The organism is Bacillus sp. 1A, assembly GCF_052682215.1.
Genome location: NZ_JBQYLZ010000001.1, coordinates 5,232,643 through 5,248,097, shown reverse-complemented (window position 1 = coordinate 5,248,097; position 15,455 = coordinate 5,232,643). Strand labels below are relative to the sequence as shown.

General features: G+C 34.1%; 20 protein-coding genes, 1 pseudogene and 1 riboswitch. Of the genes and pseudogenes, 16 read left to right on the top strand and 5 right to left on the bottom strand.

Translation table 11 applies throughout. The annotated features are described in order from the left end of the window. Positions 1-51 precede the first annotated feature (51 nt). Positions 52-675, top strand: coding sequence for a cyclic di-AMP binding protein CbpA (gene cbpA / locus ACUN0F_RS26885; protein ID WP_001264215.1), 624 nt, complete (start codon positions 52-54; stop codon positions 673-675). A 67-nt stretch (positions 676-742) separates the two neighbouring features. Here the strand turns inward: cbpA and ACUN0F_RS26880 are convergent, their stop codons facing one another. Next, positions 743-1,513 carry a divergent polysaccharide deacetylase family protein gene (locus tag ACUN0F_RS26880; RefSeq protein WP_001234116.1) on the bottom strand — a complete coding sequence of 257 codons (771 nt, stop codon included), beginning with the start codon at positions 1,511-1,513 and terminating at the stop codon, positions 743-745. Between the two features lie 397 nt (positions 1,514-1,910). Here ACUN0F_RS26880 and ACUN0F_RS26875 point away from each other — a divergent pair, with 397 nt between their 5' ends. Then, positions 1,911-2,192, top strand: a complete 282-nt coding sequence (locus ACUN0F_RS26875) for an aspartyl-phosphate phosphatase Spo0E family protein (RefSeq protein WP_000495533.1) — start codon at positions 1,911-1,913, stop codon at positions 2,190-2,192. Positions 2,193-2,221: 29 nt separating this feature from the next. On the opposite strand, the gene ACUN0F_RS26870 is transcribed toward ACUN0F_RS26875, so the two are convergent. Further along, positions 2,222-3,718 (bottom strand): DUF3149 domain-containing protein, encoded by a 1,497-nt coding sequence (locus ACUN0F_RS26870; RefSeq protein ID WP_000865030.1) that lies wholly within the window; start codon positions 3,716-3,718, stop codon positions 2,222-2,224. Between the two features lie 194 nt (positions 3,719-3,912). On the opposite strand from ACUN0F_RS26870, the gene ACUN0F_RS26865 reads away from it, so the two are divergent. The 4 genes from ACUN0F_RS26865 (at position 3,913) to ACUN0F_RS26850 (ending at position 7,103) form a co-directional block, all read left to right on the top strand. Then, a complete protein-coding gene (locus ACUN0F_RS26865) occupies positions 3,913-4,359 on the top strand; it encodes a MarR family winged helix-turn-helix transcriptional regulator (RefSeq protein ID WP_000203344.1) in 447 nt (148 codons plus the stop codon). 160 nt (positions 4,360-4,519) lie between these two features. Then, positions 4,520-6,214, top strand: a complete 1,695-nt coding sequence (locus ACUN0F_RS26860; RefSeq protein ID WP_445540450.1) for a M3 family oligoendopeptidase — start codon at positions 4,520-4,522, stop codon at positions 6,212-6,214. Positions 6,215-6,352: 138 nt separating this feature from the next. Continuing rightward, positions 6,353-6,886: a DinB family protein gene (locus ACUN0F_RS26855; RefSeq protein ID WP_000941972.1), complete on the top strand. Its 534-nt coding sequence runs from the start codon at positions 6,353-6,355 to the stop codon at positions 6,884-6,886. A gap of 100 nt (positions 6,887-6,986) precedes the next feature. Next, a complete protein-coding gene (locus ACUN0F_RS26850) occupies positions 6,987-7,103 on the top strand; it encodes a DUF6254 family protein (RefSeq protein WP_000038254.1) in 117 nt (38 codons plus the stop codon). A gap of 11 nt (positions 7,104-7,114) precedes the next feature. Here the strand turns inward: ACUN0F_RS26850 and kinB are convergent, their stop codons facing one another. After that, complete coding sequence (gene kinB, locus ACUN0F_RS26845; RefSeq protein ID WP_033662656.1) at positions 7,115-8,323, bottom strand: sporulation sensor histidine kinase KinB; 1,209 nt, start codon at positions 8,321-8,323, stop codon at positions 7,115-7,117. A gap of 213 nt (positions 8,324-8,536) precedes the next feature. Beyond that, a riboswitch (PreQ1 riboswitch) is annotated at positions 8,537-8,580 on the top strand. 93 nt (positions 8,581-8,673) lie between these two features. On the opposite strand from kinB, the gene queC reads away from it, so the two are divergent. From queC to queF, 4 genes are read left to right on the top strand one after another with little or no spacing between them, the layout of a single operon-like run. Next, complete coding sequence (gene queC, locus ACUN0F_RS26840) at positions 8,674-9,336, top strand: 7-cyano-7-deazaguanine synthase QueC (RefSeq protein WP_000711606.1); 663 nt, start codon at positions 8,674-8,676, stop codon at positions 9,334-9,336. After that, the gene (gene queD / locus ACUN0F_RS26835; RefSeq protein WP_000368411.1) at positions 9,336-9,827 is read left to right on the top strand and encodes a 6-carboxytetrahydropterin synthase QueD; all 492 of its coding nucleotides are present in this window, start codon (positions 9,336-9,338) and stop codon (positions 9,825-9,827) included. The genes queC and queD overlap by 1 nt, the downstream gene beginning before the upstream one ends. Then, entirely contained in the window at positions 9,820-10,536 is a 717-nt protein-coding gene (gene queE, locus ACUN0F_RS26830) for a 7-carboxy-7-deazaguanine synthase QueE (protein ID WP_000036277.1), read from the top strand. Before queD ends, queE begins: the two co-directional genes overlap by 8 nt. Before the next feature lie 18 nt (positions 10,537-10,554). After that, complete coding sequence (queF, locus tag ACUN0F_RS26825; protein ID WP_000918895.1) at positions 10,555-11,052, top strand: preQ(1) synthase; 498 nt, start codon at positions 10,555-10,557, stop codon at positions 11,050-11,052. A gap of 55 nt (positions 11,053-11,107) precedes the next feature. On the opposite strand, the gene ACUN0F_RS26820 is transcribed toward queF, so the two are convergent. Next, positions 11,108-11,293, bottom strand: a complete 186-nt coding sequence (locus tag ACUN0F_RS26820) for a YkvS family protein (RefSeq protein WP_001165081.1) — start codon at positions 11,291-11,293, stop codon at positions 11,108-11,110. Positions 11,294-11,556: 263 nt separating this feature from the next. Here ACUN0F_RS26820 and ACUN0F_RS26815 point away from each other — a divergent pair, with 263 nt between their 5' ends. Both ACUN0F_RS26815 and ACUN0F_RS26810 read left to right on the top strand, forming a co-directional pair. Continuing rightward, positions 11,557-11,712 (top strand): hypothetical protein, encoded by a 156-nt coding sequence (locus ACUN0F_RS26815; RefSeq protein WP_002096778.1) that lies wholly within the window; start codon positions 11,557-11,559, stop codon positions 11,710-11,712. An 88-nt stretch (positions 11,713-11,800) separates the two neighbouring features. Further along, entirely contained in the window at positions 11,801-12,403 is a 603-nt protein-coding gene (locus ACUN0F_RS26810) for a histidine phosphatase family protein (protein WP_445540449.1), read from the top strand. 37 nt (positions 12,404-12,440) lie between these two features. On the opposite strand, the gene ACUN0F_RS26805 is transcribed toward ACUN0F_RS26810, so the two are convergent. Further along, a complete protein-coding gene (locus ACUN0F_RS26805; protein WP_046957083.1) occupies positions 12,441-13,019 on the bottom strand; it encodes a GNAT family N-acetyltransferase in 579 nt (192 codons plus the stop codon). A gap of 240 nt (positions 13,020-13,259) precedes the next feature. On the opposite strand from ACUN0F_RS26805, the gene ACUN0F_RS26800 reads away from it, so the two are divergent. From ACUN0F_RS26800 to ACUN0F_RS26785, 4 genes and pseudogenes are all read left to right on the top strand, one after another. Beyond that, positions 13,260-13,454 (top strand): hypothetical protein, encoded by a 195-nt coding sequence (locus ACUN0F_RS26800; protein WP_000356682.1) that lies wholly within the window; start codon positions 13,260-13,262, stop codon positions 13,452-13,454. Between the two features lie 25 nt (positions 13,455-13,479). Next, on the top strand, positions 13,480-13,797 hold the full coding sequence (locus ACUN0F_RS26795; RefSeq protein WP_000502198.1) for a hypothetical protein: 318 nt from the start codon (positions 13,480-13,482) through the stop codon (positions 13,795-13,797). Positions 13,798-14,273: 476 nt separating this feature from the next. Further along, positions 14,274-14,633, top strand: a complete 360-nt coding sequence (gene nrdI / locus ACUN0F_RS26790; protein WP_000634376.1) for a class Ib ribonucleoside-diphosphate reductase assembly flavoprotein NrdI — start codon at positions 14,274-14,276, stop codon at positions 14,631-14,633. After that, positions 14,620-15,384, top strand: a pseudogene (locus ACUN0F_RS26785) (ribonucleotide reductase N-terminal alpha domain-containing protein); the annotation flags it as partial. The gene nrdI and the pseudogene ACUN0F_RS26785, both read left to right, overlap by 14 nt. Positions 15,385-15,455: the final 71 nt, after the last annotated feature.

Genomic DNA, 15,455 nt, shown 5'->3' with positions numbered 1-15,455 from the left:
GTCTCCTTATTATATATAGATTACATGTTGACATGTAAGGAGGAACATATTTTGCGAGTTAAATATCATTTTCTGCCAAAACAGCAAGTAACATTTTGCAAAATGAACGATTCAGGTGAAGAGGCTTTGCACATTATGAATGAAACGGGATTTCGAGCAATCCCTGTATTAGCAGAAGATGAAAAGAAATTCATAGGGATTATTTATAAAGTAGATCTTTTAGAAAAGAAGTGTAATAGCGGATTAGAGAAATTAAGTACGGAACATATGCTGGGAGATTCCTCTGCATTTATTTTTGAAAAGGATTCTTTTTTTAGAGCATTTTATGTTATTCGTCGACTTCCATTTTTAGCTGTGCTAAATGACTATAATGAATTTGTCGGTATCTTAACGCATTCCAATATATTTGATGTTATTGAAGATTCATTCGGTATGCGGACGGGTGGTTATATATTAACGATTGCAACACAAGATTGTAAGGGAACGATTAAAGAACTTGGGACATTGTTGAAAGCCTTTAATATCGGTGGATTATTTACGCTAGATAACGGTGATCAATATATTCGCCGCGTTATCGTAAATATAGCAGATGAGTTAAATGAAAAAAGATTAAAGCAATTAATCGAAAAAATAGAGAAAAAAGGATTCAGGGTGAGTCATGTAGATTATATTTAAGGTGAAAAGGAAAGGTACCAATTTGCTATATGCAGATTGGTACCTTTTTTAGTGCGAGTAATGAATCTTATTTTGAAACAGGAGGTGGAGATAATGCTAAATCAGATAAAAAAATAAAATCTGCATGTTCGCGAATTTTAGGAATAGAAGTTTCTATAACACGTGATGTAATTTCACCTGGAGGTCCAACGTGTCCAATAGCTACCATAATCGGTTTTTCTTGAAGTTTTTTAATAAGTAATTGGGCTTGTTTTGAAATATGTGCCGCTGTATACACATCATCAAAAAATAATTGATTTTCAATAATAGGTACTCCTAATTCTTTCCCGATTTTTGGGACAACACTTTTAGGATTTGTTTTGCTATCTAAATAAAATAAACCGTGTTTTTTACAAGCTGCAAGTATAAGTCGTACAATTCTTTCGTCCGCGGTCACTTTTGATCCCATATGATTGTTCATGCCAATTGCATGCGGTACTTCTTGAATCGCTTGTTCGAGTCGGTTATTTATTTCTTCGTCACTTAAATCAGTTGTAATTGCTTTTGGTCCAAGCCATTCTTTTTTACCTTTAATAGGTTCCATTGGCATATGTATAATAACTTCGTGCCCTTTCTTATGAGCCGCTATCGCATCTTCCTTTGTGGAAGGGAGAAAAGGCATAACGGCAACAGTCAGTGGAATAGGAAGTGATAACATTTTATCAGTCCCCTTCATATTATTGCCGAAGTCATCAATGACAATAGCGACTTTGTTTGTATGGGCCTTTGCTTGAACAGGAAACAAGAAGGATGGTAAGAACATAGTAAATATAAGCAATGCAATCGTATATTTGCGCATATAAATATTTCCTTTCTATTTTATCCCGCTATTTGCGAGCAGTGAGGAAGGGACAAAATCCCCAATGATTAAATTTCACTTTATCAATCATCATTATGTTTTGCGTTTTTATAAAAATTAAACAAAAAATGTCGAAGAAAAGTATATGGAAAATAGAGAATCCGCTATTTAATTGGTATTTGTAAAAAAAGAAGATGAAAAAAATGTCTATTATTGCGAATGTATTTACAAAGATAGAATAATTTGTAATAATTCTCAAAGTGAGGGTAAAGATTTGTAAATTACAGGGAGAAAATGTTAAATTTTCTGATTCTTCAAATTCAAATATGATTAAGTAGTTAAAAGGCCAATGGAGAAGTAAAGTTGAGAGCATGGAAGTATAATAAGGGGGATATGAATGTTTACTGTAAAAAGGAAGTACACATTAGAAAAGCTTTCACGTGATATTCATATGAAACGTGAAGAAATGATTCAATTAGGTTTAACAAGTGGGTTAAATAGTATGGAGACAATTCAAGTGAGTCAAGAATTGGACAAGCTTATTTTACAGTACCAGCGTTATAAAGAAAAACAAACACCAAAATGGTTATCAATTATAAAGGTACCTATTTTTCAAATTGGATATGAAGGGAAATCCAGTAATTTTTGGCGAATGCTTGTGGCTGGTTTTATGAAATAAGTATAATTACCCTTTTGGGATAAGGATAATTATACTAGGTGTAACGGAATTTCGATATGAACTGTCGTTCCTTCGTTTTCTATACTGTCAATAAAAATATGCCCATTGTACATCTCTACAATTCGTTTACATATGACAAGTCCAAGACCGGTTCCAGTATCTTTATTAGTAAAGAACGGATGAAAGAGGTGTTTTTGAATATGTTTTGGAATACCTTTTCCAGTATCTATAATTTGCAATTGTGCGTGTGTTTCATTGTTTGTTACGGAAATGATCAGTGTGTCACCAGAATTCATGGCTTCAATTGCATTTTTTGTAATGTTTAAAACCACTTGTTTCATATGGTCTTTTGAGCAACGGATATGAACAGAATGGTCTGGCAAATGTAAATGGAATACAATGTTATGTAGATTCGCCTCAGATTGAATAATTAATGCTACCTCATTTAGAATGGTTCTCACATCATATGTTTGTTCAATGATAGCAGTTGGCTTTCCAAGAATAAGAAATTCGCTTACAATTTCATTAATCCGTTCTATTTCTTGTTCGATGACGGAAAAATAAAACTGATCTTGTTCATCTTTATATTTCTCTTTTAATAGAGCGACGAGCCCTTTAATTCCGGTAAGAGGATTACGGATTTCGTGGGCTGTACTAGCTGCAAAAGTTCCAACCAATTCAATTTTTTGTATTTCATTTTGTTGTCTTTCCAGTTTTGTTTGACGTTTTAACAACATATATTGAGCAAGTAAAAATAAAATAGACATTAAAAATAAAGTAGCTATACACTCTATTGCAACCCACTGATATAAAGTTTTTTGATGGATAGGCAATGGAGAAACAGAGACCTTCCAATTTAATCTTTGGAGTGGGGTAGTAAGCATATTAGAATGCGCATCACTTGTTTCGTTATTATCATCGTTGAGAAAAACTACATCATGTTTATCAGTTACCTCAAAATGGTATTGTGGCTTAATGGCATTTAAAGATGATGAAATGTAGTCAAAGCGTAAACTTGCTAACAATAAGCCTGAGATTTCCTTCTGTTTATTGAAAATGGGAGAAGCAATCATAATAGCTTGATGTCCAAGAACACGATCTGTAATGGCTGATGATACAGTTGTTTTCTTCGTTTGCAATACGTCTTGAATATATTTGCGATCTGAGACATCAACAGGTGGTCGGTCGCCTTCGGATGCGATTGTAATGATGCCTTCTGGTGTAGCGTAATATAAACCAGAAAAACGTGTATCGTTTCCATCTGTATCATGTACAATTTGTTTAACTCCATTTATATTTCCAGTCTCGGTTCCTACGACCTTTGAGAGCATTTCTAATGCGGAAATTGCTTCACCAAGGTGATGATCTAAATAGTCTCTATATAAAAAGAGAACCGTGTGAGCAGATAGTTTGTTTTCCTGCTTCATTTTATACGAATGATATGAATAAAATGTAGCACCAATTCCTATCGTTGGTAGGATAACAAGCACCATATATAAAACTATGCTGTGGAATTTGACTTTCAAATTTGGTACTCCTTCTTTTTTATTATCATTATATATAAACTATGTTAAAATTGTCATGTTTTTATTCAAGAATCATTCATAATATATTTGGGGAGAGGAAATGAATGAGTGAATACTCATTCGGAATTTATATGAAGTACTAAGTTGTTTTTTCTTTTTATTACTGAGAATTTAAGTGAAGGGTTGAAAGTTGTATGACATCAAATAATGAACGAGAAGATATTTCTCAATCTTTAAAAGTATTTATTGCATTATCTCGTGTACATCGATCTGTTATGGATACTACAAATAAATCTATACAAAGTAACGGGTTAAATCCAACTGAATTTGCTGTATTAGAACTGTTATATCATAAAGGCGGTCAACCACTTCAGCAAATTGGTGAGCGTATTTTAATAGCTAGTGGCAGCATTACATATGTTGTAGATAAGCTAGAGAAAAAGGGACTAGTAAAGAGAATTCCGTGCCCGAATGACAGACGTGTTATTTATGCACAACTAACTGAATCTGGAGAGAGCTTTATTGCTTCTATTTTTCCAGGGCATGAGCAAGTTATACATCAGTCTTTTGAAATGTTAACGAAAGAGGAAAAGGATGAATTACTTGCTCTATTAAAAAAGATTGGAAAATATGAAAAATAATAGTATGTTCCAAAAGAGCTTTGGATAAAGAAATCCAAGGCTCTTTTGTTTACATGTAATTATGACAGCATCTGCCGTATTTTGTTGAAGAATAAGAGGAGATTTGTAAGTAAGCATTGAATTATAGTAGGGATGCACATAATGGAGAGGAGGCTCGTTCATGTCATTTAAAGACTATGAATATAAACGGCCAAATATTGAAGAATTAAAAGAAAAGTTTACTGTTGCTTTAGAGAAGTTTGATAATGCAAAAACTGTAGAAGAACAAAAACAAGTCATCAATTCAATTAACGAAATTCGCAACGACTTCGGTACAATGGGGAATCTTTGTTACATTCGTCATTCTGTTGATACGACAGATGCTTTTTATAAGGAAGAGCAAGATTTCTTTGATGAATTCTCTCCAGTTGTACAAGGATATGGTACAAAGTATTATAATGCGTTAATTCATTCTCCATTCCGTGAAGAATTAGAAGCGTATTATGGAAAGCAATTATTTGCTTTAGCGGAGTGTGATTTGAAAACATACTCTGATGAAGTTGTGAAAGATTTACAATTAGAGAATAAATTGTCTTCACAATATACGCAGTTATTAGCATCTGCAAAAATTGACTTTGCAGGAGAAGAAAGAACGTTATCGCAACTGATTCCATTTATGCAAGGGAAAGAAAGAAATGAACGTAAAGTAGCAAGTGAAGCATATTACGGATTTTTAGCTGAGAATGAGGAAGAGTTAGATCGTATTTATGATGAGCTTGTTAAAGTGAGAACGAAAATCGCCAAATCTTTAGGTTTCAAAAACTTTGTTGAACTTGGATATGCAAGAATGTACCGTACAGATTATAATGCGGAAATGGTGGCGAATTATCGTCAGCAAGTACTTGATTATATCGTTCCCGTTACAACGGAATTAAGAAAGCGACAACAAGCACGTATCGGTGTAGAGAAGTTAGCATATTACGACGAAAACTTTGAGTTTGCTACTGGTAATCCAACTCCAAAAGGAGATGCGGATTGGATTGTTAATCATGGGAAAACGATGTATAAAGAGTTATCGGCTGAAACGGATGAATTTTTCAATTTCATGCTAGATAATGATTTATTAGATTTAGTTGCGAAAAAAGGAAAAGCTGGTGGCGGATATTGTACATATATTGAGAATTATAAAGCACCATTTATTTTCTCAAACTTCAACGGAACATCTGGCGACATTGATGTATTAACACATGAAGCTGGTCATGCTTTCCAAGTATATGAAAGTCGTAAGTTTGAAATTCCAGAATACAATTGGCCAACGTATGAAGCATGTGAAATTCATTCTATGAGTATGGAATTCTTTACATGGCCATGGATGAAGTCATTCTTTGAACAAGATGCAGATAAATATTATTTCTCTCACTTAAGTTCAGCACTTCTGTTTTTACCGTATGGTGTATCTGTTGATGAATATCAACATTATGTATATGAAAATCCAGAAGCATCACCAGAAGAGCGTAAGACAGCATGGCGTAATATAGAGAAAAAGTATTTGCCGCATCGTGATTATGAAGATAATGATTATTTAGAGCGCGGTGGATTCTGGCAACGTCAAGGACATATTTATAGCTCGCCATTCTACTATGTCGACTATACATTAGCACAAATTTGCGCACTGCAATTTTGGAAACGTGCAAGAGATAATAGACAAGAGGCATGGGAAGATTATGTGAATCTGTGTCAACAAGGTGGAAGTAAATCATTCTTGGAATTAGTAGAAGTTGCAAATTTAACATCACCATTTGCTGAAGGCTGTGTGAAAAGTGTTATTACAGAAATTGAAGCGTGGCTACGTGCGATTGACGACACAAAATTGTAAAAAACATGCGCTTTTTTTCACATGTTTAACATCGACATAATGGGAAAATGATGAGATAATAAAAGAAAATTCAGAATACTAAAGAGGTGTTTCTAATAAGGAGCACCTCTTTTCACCAACAAAAGGGGGGAAAGAAGTATGCTTCAATCTAATATGGATGTGAGTTTAGAAAGTTTGGTGAACTCATTACAGTCTACTCGAAGCACGCTATTATCAGAAATTGAAATGTTAAATGATACAGAAGTGAATGTAAAGCCACGCCGTGATAAATGGAGTATTATTCAAATTTTGCATCACTTGCATTTAGTTGAACAGTCAGTTACATCTGCCCTTGTATATGCTTTACAAAAAAATGAAAGAAACACGACTCCATTTAAAGACCTCCAACTTACGCTTGATCGCACACATAAACGAGAAGCTCCTCAGCAAATGGAACCAACAGAAACGTTAATGAAAAAACAGCAAGGAATTCAATTGCTAGAACATTCACGACAAGAACTATTACACGCGCTTCATAGTGTGATAGATGAAAAAGATCTATTTGAAAATGGATTAAAGCATCCTATTTTTAATGAGCTGAATTTGTATCAGTGGGTTCAATTTCTTGAATTGCATGAACAAAGACATCTTACGCAGTTAAAAGAGGCGAAACATGCAATTTTACAGCGATAAGTAGGAAGAAGTGGGAGACCACTTCTTTTTTGATACGTGCATAGTTTTCTTTCTTATTTTGGAATACTACATGGAGAAAGAAAAGAAGGAGTTGAAAAGTATGTCCAAGAAAAAGAAAGAAGAAGAGCGCGCTTGGAAAGCACGTAAAGAAAATCAAAAACCACATGGCAAAGTGAAAGCCTTTGCTGAATTAGTTGAAGGAACAGAAAAAACGTGATGATTATTTCATCACGTTTTTTGTATGAGTGGAAAAGTTAATAAGAAGGTTGTACCTGTACCTTTTTCGCTTATAATATCGATTTTTCCGTTCATAGCTTGAACAACACTGAACACGACCATCATTCCAAGACCAGTTCCTTTTTCTTTCGTTGAGTAGAAAGGAGAGCCAAGACGTTTCACTTGTTCGGTATCCATACCGATTCCTGTATCTTTTATATACAACTGAATATGCTTATGATCAGGAACTAATGTGAAATAAAGATCACCGCCTTTTGGCATGGCCTCAATGCAGTTTTTTAAAATATTTAACAAGCATTGATTTAGTTTTTGTTTTTCTCCCGCGATAAAAAAAGAAGTGCTTTGCTTTATATAATGTGTACGCACATTTGCTAAATTAGCAAGCGGTGTAATTAACGATAATGCATGTAGTAGTTCTTCTTCTAACTGTAATCTTTGTTCTTTTTCAATACTTGGTTTTGCAAAGGTTAAATAATCTGTAAGAACGTGGTTTGCTTGTTCGATTCCGTTGATGGCTATGTCGATATATAATTTTCGCTCCTGCTCAGTACATGTATCTGATTGTAAAAGTTGCAAAAATCCTTTCGTTGAAGTTAATGGATTGCGAATTTCATGAGAGATAGACGCTGCCATTTCACCAATTAAATGAAATTTTTCAGCATTCATAAGTTCATTTTGGAGACGAACTTGAGTTTGTAATATGTGTAGTAAATATAAAATAAGGATCGTACCAAGTATCGTACATAACTCATACACAATAATATGTGGTATATAATCAGCCTTGTTTGTAACTTTTGAAAGGAAGAAAGGTATCCAACTAAATCCGTATGTGAGACTGTAGATAATAGCAAGTGCTATTTTTATACGATTAGAAGTTCGGTTGAAAAATTTGTATGTAAATAATAGGACAATAAATAGAAGGATAGAACCGATAAGCGATGGGAAAACACCTATTCCTCCTAATAAGAAGCGGTATATATTTAATACAACTAATATAGATCCACCAGCAATAGGACCTCCGGTTAATGTACCGACAATTAATACGATATGACGCATATCAAATTGAAATCCATAATTTGTTTTTGCTGCGAAAGTGATACATAGTATAGTAACGAGGCAACATAATACAATAAATATAGCTGAATTTAATTTAGGAGAACGTTTCCCTTTTTGATTCCAAAATAAATGGTATACGAGCATTGTAACAAGGATGAATAATATATTTAAAAAGAGATAAATAATAAAGGGTTTCAGTGGTGTGCCTCCTCTCTTCTCTTCTCGCATTAAATTCATCATACTATAAAATGAAAGAAATGAAATGGAAAAATAGCGGAAAAATCAGAAATTTTTTCTGGTAGTATACAATATGTTACAATAAGCTTTGTCAATGAAAGAAGGAATTCCGTGCATTGCACGGGAGAGGTTCGCGAACTCCCTCTATAAAAAACTATGGAAACAACAATATCTTTAGGTATTGTTTTGTTTTTTTATTGTGACAGTTCAAGAACGTTCTTTCTTCTTATTCGTAGTAGAGAAGGAGAATGAGTGAAATGAAAAAAGAAAAGGCAGTTGTTGTTTTTAGTGGAGGACAAGATAGTACGACATGTTTATTTTGGGCAATAAAGCAGTTTGCAGAAGTAGAAGCTGTAACGTTTAATTACAATCAACGTCATAAACTAGAAATTGATTGTGCAGCGGAAATTGCGAAAGAGCTAGGAATTAAACATACGGTGCTAGATATGAGTCTATTAAATCAACTTGCTCCAAATGCGTTAACGAGAACGGATATGGAGATTACACATGAAGAAGGTGAATTGCCATCGACGTTTGTAGATGGACGAAATTTACTATTCCTATCATTTGCTGCTGTATTAGCAAAACAAGTTGGAGCACGTCATATTGTAACGGGTGTATGTGAAACTGATTTTAGTGGTTATCCAGATTGTCGTGACGTGTTTGTGAAATCGTTAAACGTTACTTTAAATTTATCCATGGATTATCCGTTCGTAATTCATACACCACTTATGTGGATTGATAAAGCGGAAACATGGAAATTATCAGATGAACTTGGAGCATTCGAGTTTGTTCGAGAAAAAACATTAACATGTTATAACGGAATCATTGGTGATGGTTGCGGTGAATGTCCAGCATGTCAGCTTCGTAAAGCAGGATTAGATACGTACCTACAAGAACGCGAAGGAGCAAATAACTAATGGATAATTTCTTTGGATTTCGCATCGTAGAAAATTTGCAAAAAATGGACAAGGATATTCAGCGTAAACAGCTCAAATATCATAATAAAAGAGTAATGGTCAGCAAGGAATTTACATTTGATGCAGCACACCATTTACACTGTTATGAGGGGAAATGTAAAAACTTACATGGTCACACATATAAAGTTGTATTTGGGATTAGTGGATATGTAAATGAAATAGGTCTTGCGATTGACTTTGGAGATATAAAAGAAATTTGGAAGAATGAAATAGAAATTTATTTAGACCATCGTTATTTAAACGAAACGTTACCAGCAATGAATACGACTGCTGAAAACATGGTCGTTTGGATTTATGAAAAGATGGCAGAAGCATTACTAAAAGATAATCGTGCGAACGAATATAAAGGAGCTCGCGTTGAATTTGTTCGTCTATTTGAGACGCCGACTAGTTATGCGGAAGTAAGACGGGAGTGGATGCTTGATGAGTAAAATCCCTGTCTTAGAAATATTTGGTCCGACTATTCAAGGTGAAGGAATGGTTGTAGGACAAAAGACGATGTTTATTCGTACGGCTGGTTGTGATTATAGCTGTGCTTGGTGTGATTCTGCTTTTACGTGGGATGGATCGGCTAAAGATCAAATTAGACAGATGACAGCAGAGGACGTTTGGAACGAGCTTGTAGAAATTGGTGGCGAAAATTTTTCTCATGTTACGATTTCAGGTGGAAATCCAGCATTGCTGAAAAATATTGAGTTTCTTCTTTCTATATTAAAAGAGAATGGAATGCGAACAGCAATTGAAACGCAAGGGAGTAAATGGCAAGATTGGTTACTTCAAATTGATGAGATAACGATTTCTCCAAAACCACCAAGTTCGGCAATGAATACTGATTTTCAGAAGTTAGATGCTGTTATTCAGAAACTAGCAGGAAAAGATATTAGTTTAAAGGTAGTAGTATTTGACGATTATGACTTTGAGTATGCAGTTAATATGCACGAACGTTATCCAGATGTGCCATTTTTCTTACAAGTAGGAAATGATGATACAAAAACGGTGGATGATACGATGTTGATTAAAAAATTATTAGATAAGTATGAGTGGCTGATCGATAAAGCTGTAAATTGTAAAGAGATGAATAATGCAAAAGTATTGCCGCAGCTTCATGCGTTAGTATGGGGAAATAAACGCGGAGTATAATGAGAAGGGATGTTTAAAATGGCAGGAAGATTAGATGAAGATTTAAAAGATGTAACTTTATTAGGAAATCAAAATACAAAATATTTATTTGAATATAGCCCAGAAATTTTAGAGGTATTTGATAACAATCATCCAAACCGTGATTATTTTGTGAAATTTAATTGCCCTGAATTTACAAGCTTATGTCCGAAAACAGGTCAACCAGATTTTGCAACAATTTATATTAGCTACATTCCAGAACAAAGAATGGTAGAGAGTAAATCTTTAAAGCTATATTTATTTAGTTTCCGCAATCATGGTGACTTCCACGAAGATTGCATGAACGTTATTATGAATGATTTAATTAAATTAATGGATCCGCGTTACATTGAGGTATGGGGGAAATTCACACCACGTGGAGGGATTTCAATTGATCCTTACTGCAACTACGGTCGCCCAGGCACGAAGTATGAACAAATGGCAGACTACCGCATGATGAACCATGATCTATATCCAGAAACAATTGATAATCGTTAATATATAATAGAAAGAAAGGATCTGTATGATATACAGATCCTTTCTTTCTATTATATTATGCATTTTGATTAATGACAGTATAGTTTTTATGACTTACAACTGTAAGAGGTTCCATATCTAGTTCTCTAAAATTTTCCATAATTGTTATATCTACAATAACGGAGTTTTGATTTACTTTTTGAACACGGCCTTGCATTCCACCTTTAAATTCAATGATATCTCCAGTTTCTGCGATCTGCATAAGCAACTCTCCTTGTTACAGTTTTCCAAAAAAAGAATAATTTTGGTTTTTTTTTATTTCCTCTTATTTTGAACCATATTGTCTAGTTTGTAAATGTTTCCAAAGTAAAAATTCGAAAAATATTCACATTTTGTAAGAAAATATGCAAGAACTCCAAGTTAGTAGAAAAAAAGAACGGTTTAATGCGTGTATCTTTATATAGGGGTATAATGAAAAATATACAATAACCTACTAAAGTGGGGGAAATTAGAGGCGGTAAAATGATGTTTGAATTTGTGGGGAGTGTTATAGCATTAACTTTATTTGTATTTTCTTATATAAATTTAAAAAAGATTCGTCATCATGAAACGACTACATATTTTGATGGGATGGATGGTATACATGCTGGGGTCACACATGAGAGTGGCGGGGATATGTAAAGGTGTATAACTTTCTTTTTTGGCGTGGTATGATATTTAAAAATAGTACATAATAGAGTTCGTAAGTGATGAATGGAGAGTGGAAAGAATGAAGATTTCTTTTATTCGTCATGGTCGCTTAGATCGTACTATAGAACCAATGACGGTTACATCCTTTCATGAATGGATGAAAGGATATGACTTACATGCTATAACAGAAAAAGCACCTATACCAATGGAAACAATGGAAGCGATTGAAGCAGCAAAGTTGATTGTAACGAGTGATCAAAGGTGTGCTATACAGTCAGCAGCTGAATTAATGAATTCTTTATCTTTTATGCAAAATTCTCTTTTTAGGGAAGCTGAAATTCCGACGAATTTTTATGCTCCAACATGGTTGAAATGTAAACCTAACGTATGGATGTTTATCGGGCGAACATTATGGATACTTGGTTACCATAAAGGTGTTGAGTCTTATAAGGAAGTAAGAGAGAGGGCAAGGCAAGCGGCTTACTTATTACACCGTTATGCTCTCGTACATGGAAGTATTGCTCTTGTAGGTCATAATTACATTAATGCAATGGTTGGTGCGGAACTGAGAGCGATGGGGTGGTCTGGTACGCCTATTTTACATAGGAAGCCATGGGGATGTACAACCTATACATTCCACGAAGCGATGGATGGAAATGTATTAAATACAAAATTAACATAAAAGCACACGATTTATATATAAATCGTGTGCTTTTATGTTAAGATATAGAAATTTTGATGTTTAATGTTTTTACGAGATGTGCATAAGGTTCGCCTACAAGCATAACGATTTGATCTTTTTTATAACCTAGTTTTTCATATAGTGAATAGGCACGTGTGTTTTCTAAATTAACAAGTAATGCGATTTTTTCATGCTCCTTTTCAGTTGCATGGATTTCAGCAGCTTCAATTAATTGAGAACCAATTCCTTTTCCGCCATATGCACTTGAAACTGATAATGTATCAATGTAATATTCATCAAGTTCAGCTTCTTTTTCTAATGTAATTGATTCATCTTTATGTAATTCTCTTAAGTAATGTACAATTGGTGCATCAAGACTTGTTGCTTCACTACCGTGATAAGCGACAATAACCCCAACTGCAACCCCATCTTGTACATATACAAAACAGTTTTCATAGCTCAGTCGATTTCTCTCTTTTGAGAACCATGTTTCAAGTCCTAGTAATACTTCTGTCTCAACTGTGCTGCCTGTGATTTTTTCAGCAATTTCGTGCAGAGCGTTATATAATAAAGGTGCAATTGCCTTCGCATCTGTCTTTTTTGCTTTCCGAATCATAGTATCCCTCCTAATTCTATTTATATATTGTAGCATAGTGGTATGGAACTTTGCATAATTGAATGCTGAAATGATTGATATAGAGAAGTAGCTATGTTAGTATATGATATTTAGTGGACATATACTAAAGAGATCTTTTTTGAAAAATAATGAAAATGAAGGTATAGCACCTGGATAATTTTACAGTTGTTGACCTATAGAATATACGATAAAATAAAATATTGCATAGAGGTGAAATACATGGATAAAGAATTAGCAAATGCAATTTTGGATCAGCTGAAAAATGGTGAAATAAAGGAGTATGTTGTTACGAAAGATGTATTTTATACGTTCAGAGAAGTTGTAGTAAGTCGAGAAGATTTTAAACATATTATTGGGAACGCACAGCGCGGCGGACAAGTAATTTATACATATTCAGAAACGCCACGTTCGTAACTAGAAGAATATAGGGAGGGGAATTATGGGCGATTTTAAACAAGGCATATTACCGCATTGGGATTATATGTGGAAAGATAGAGCTGGCAATAGGTTTATGGGGATGGTCATGTATCCAGAGAAACGAAAGTGTTCGGCAAAAATGCTTCAGAAAATAAAAAGAGCATATGAAGAGGCTATAGAAATTAAAGTAACCGTACAAGTTCAACATACATATCAGTACGTAGAAGGAATGATTGTGTACTTTGATGAAGAAGCTCCTGTATGTACAATGATTGATAAAGATGAAAATCCACATCATATATTTGTAAAAGATATTTTGCGCATTGAGCACTCAGAATAATCTTTTCATAAATAAGTTGAATTTCCATAATAATAATCTTTTTCTATAATAGTTATCTTTTAGTATGTAACGCGAACCGAAAGTATATGTATAATATTTAATAAAGTAAAACTGATAAATGTAATCGTTTTTTAGAACAGATTATCGTTTCATGTCTGTTCTTTTTTGCGTGATGCTGGAGAAATATATTCCTCCAGCATTTGCCGTTTTATGACAAAATATATTGGTAACTTTTTTAAAAATAAGGTTAAATTCGTTGACAACTTTTTTGAAAAGCACTTTATTGACATGAGTTTTAGAATGTTGTTTCATAGTCATTGTATTGAAAAAAATCGACTGTCTTGTCGAAAAGTAAAATTTAAAAAAAGAAAGAATTTATACATATATCTTGTGTCTTATTTTGAAACGTAATACAATATATAGAGAAATCAAGAAACAACATACAGAGAGTATAGATTGGAGAGGGAGGGTCGGAAATGATAGTTGCATATGATTCTATGACAGGAAACGTGAAGCGTTTCATTCACAAATTAAATATGCCGGCCGTTCAAATTGGTGAAGATCTAGTAATAGATGAAGACTTTGTTTTAATTACGTATACAACAGGTTTTGGCAATGTACCAGAACGTGTTTTAGAATTTTTAGAGCGCAATAATGAAAAATTAAAAGGCGTATCTGCAAGCGGCAATCGTAACTGGGGAGACATGTTCGGTGCAAGTGCTGACAAAATTTCTGCTAAATATGAAGTGCCTATTGTATCAAAATTTGAGTTATCAGGAACAAATAATGATGTAGAATATTTTAAGGAAAGGGTGCGGGAGATTGCGACACATTGAACTGAATAATGAAATCACGCAAATGCAGGACGGTTTTTATCAGCTTCATAAAGATAAAGAGGCATTAGAAGTCTTTATGGAAGAAGCTAGAGAAAATACCGTTCATTTTAATAGCGTGGCAGAGCGAATAGAGTATATGAAAGAATATGATTACTATTACAACGTTCTGGACGAGTATAGCTTGGAGGAAGTAGAAGAGGTATATAACATCGCTTATGGTGAAAACTTCGAGTTCCAATCTTATATGGCAGCATCTAAGTTCTACAAAGATTATGCGTTAAAAACAAATGATCAAAAACAATACTTAGAAAGCTATGAAGATCGTGTAGCAATTGTTTCATTATACTTAGGACGCGGTGATGTTGCGAAGGCAAAACACTTCGCAAGCATGATTGTAAAACAAAACTACCAACCAGCGACACCAACCTTTTTAAATGCGGGACGAAGCAGAAGAGGAGAAATGGTGTCTTGTTTCTTGTTAGAGATGGATGATAGCTTAAATTCAATCGGCTTTAACATTAATACTGCAATGCAATTATCAAAAATCGGCGGTGGAGTAGCTTTAAACTTGTCTAAGCTACGTGCACGCGGTGAGCAAATTAAAGGTATCGATAACGCTGCAAGTGGTGTAGTACCTGTTATGAAATTACTTGAAGATTCGTTTTCATATGCGAATCAACTTGGGCAACGAAAAGGTGCTGGCGCAGTATACTTAAACATTTTCCATTGGGATATTATTGAATTCTTGGATTAATTGGTAGTCCCTCTACACAGTAATGTGTATGAGAAAACCTTGTGAACCTAACCAATAGGGTGTCGCAT

Excerpts from the sequence above, each read along its gene's own strand:
- ACUN0F_RS26880 (WP_001234116.1), bottom strand. The coding sequence starts at position 1,513 with ATGCGCAAATATACGATTGCATTGCTTATATTTACTATGTTCTTACCA.
- ACUN0F_RS26810 (WP_445540449.1), top strand. The coding sequence starts at position 11,801 with ATGAAGATTTCTTTTATTCGTCATGGTCGCTTAGATCGTACTATAGAA.
- ACUN0F_RS26820 (WP_001165081.1), bottom strand. The coding sequence starts at position 11,293 with ATGCAGATCGCAGAAACTGGAGATATCATTGAATTTAAAGGTGGAATG.
- ACUN0F_RS26800 (WP_000356682.1), top strand. The coding sequence starts at position 13,260 with ATGGATAAAGAATTAGCAAATGCAATTTTGGATCAGCTGAAAAATGGT.
- ACUN0F_RS26795 (WP_000502198.1), top strand. The coding sequence starts at position 13,480 with ATGGGCGATTTTAAACAAGGCATATTACCGCATTGGGATTATATGTGG.
- ACUN0F_RS26860 (WP_445540450.1), top strand. The coding sequence starts at position 4,520 with ATGTCATTTAAAGACTATGAATATAAACGGCCAAATATTGAAGAATTA.
- ACUN0F_RS26805 (WP_046957083.1), bottom strand. The coding sequence starts at position 13,019 with ATGATTCGGAAAGCAAAAAAGACAGATGCGAAGGCAATTGCACCTTTA.
- queC (WP_000711606.1), top strand. The coding sequence starts at position 8,674 with ATGAAAAAAGAAAAGGCAGTTGTTGTTTTTAGTGGAGGACAAGATAGT.
- queD (WP_000368411.1), top strand. The coding sequence starts at position 9,336 with ATGGATAATTTCTTTGGATTTCGCATCGTAGAAAATTTGCAAAAAATG.
- ACUN0F_RS26855 (WP_000941972.1), top strand. The coding sequence starts at position 6,353 with ATGCTTCAATCTAATATGGATGTGAGTTTAGAAAGTTTGGTGAACTCA.
- kinB (WP_033662656.1), bottom strand. The coding sequence starts at position 8,323 with ATGCTCGTATACCATTTATTTTGGAATCAAAAAGGGAAACGTTCTCCT.
- queF (WP_000918895.1), top strand. The coding sequence starts at position 10,555 with ATGGCAGGAAGATTAGATGAAGATTTAAAAGATGTAACTTTATTAGGA.
- ACUN0F_RS26875 (WP_000495533.1), top strand. The coding sequence starts at position 1,911 with ATGTTTACTGTAAAAAGGAAGTACACATTAGAAAAGCTTTCACGTGAT.
- queE (WP_000036277.1), top strand. The coding sequence starts at position 9,820 with ATGAGTAAAATCCCTGTCTTAGAAATATTTGGTCCGACTATTCAAGGT.
- ACUN0F_RS26815 (WP_002096778.1), top strand. The coding sequence starts at position 11,557 with ATGTTTGAATTTGTGGGGAGTGTTATAGCATTAACTTTATTTGTATTT.
- ACUN0F_RS26865 (WP_000203344.1), top strand. The coding sequence starts at position 3,913 with ATGACATCAAATAATGAACGAGAAGATATTTCTCAATCTTTAAAAGTA.
- nrdI (WP_000634376.1), top strand. The coding sequence starts at position 14,274 with ATGATAGTTGCATATGATTCTATGACAGGAAACGTGAAGCGTTTCATT.
- ACUN0F_RS26850 (WP_000038254.1), top strand. The coding sequence starts at position 6,987 with ATGTCCAAGAAAAAGAAAGAAGAAGAGCGCGCTTGGAAAGCACGTAAA.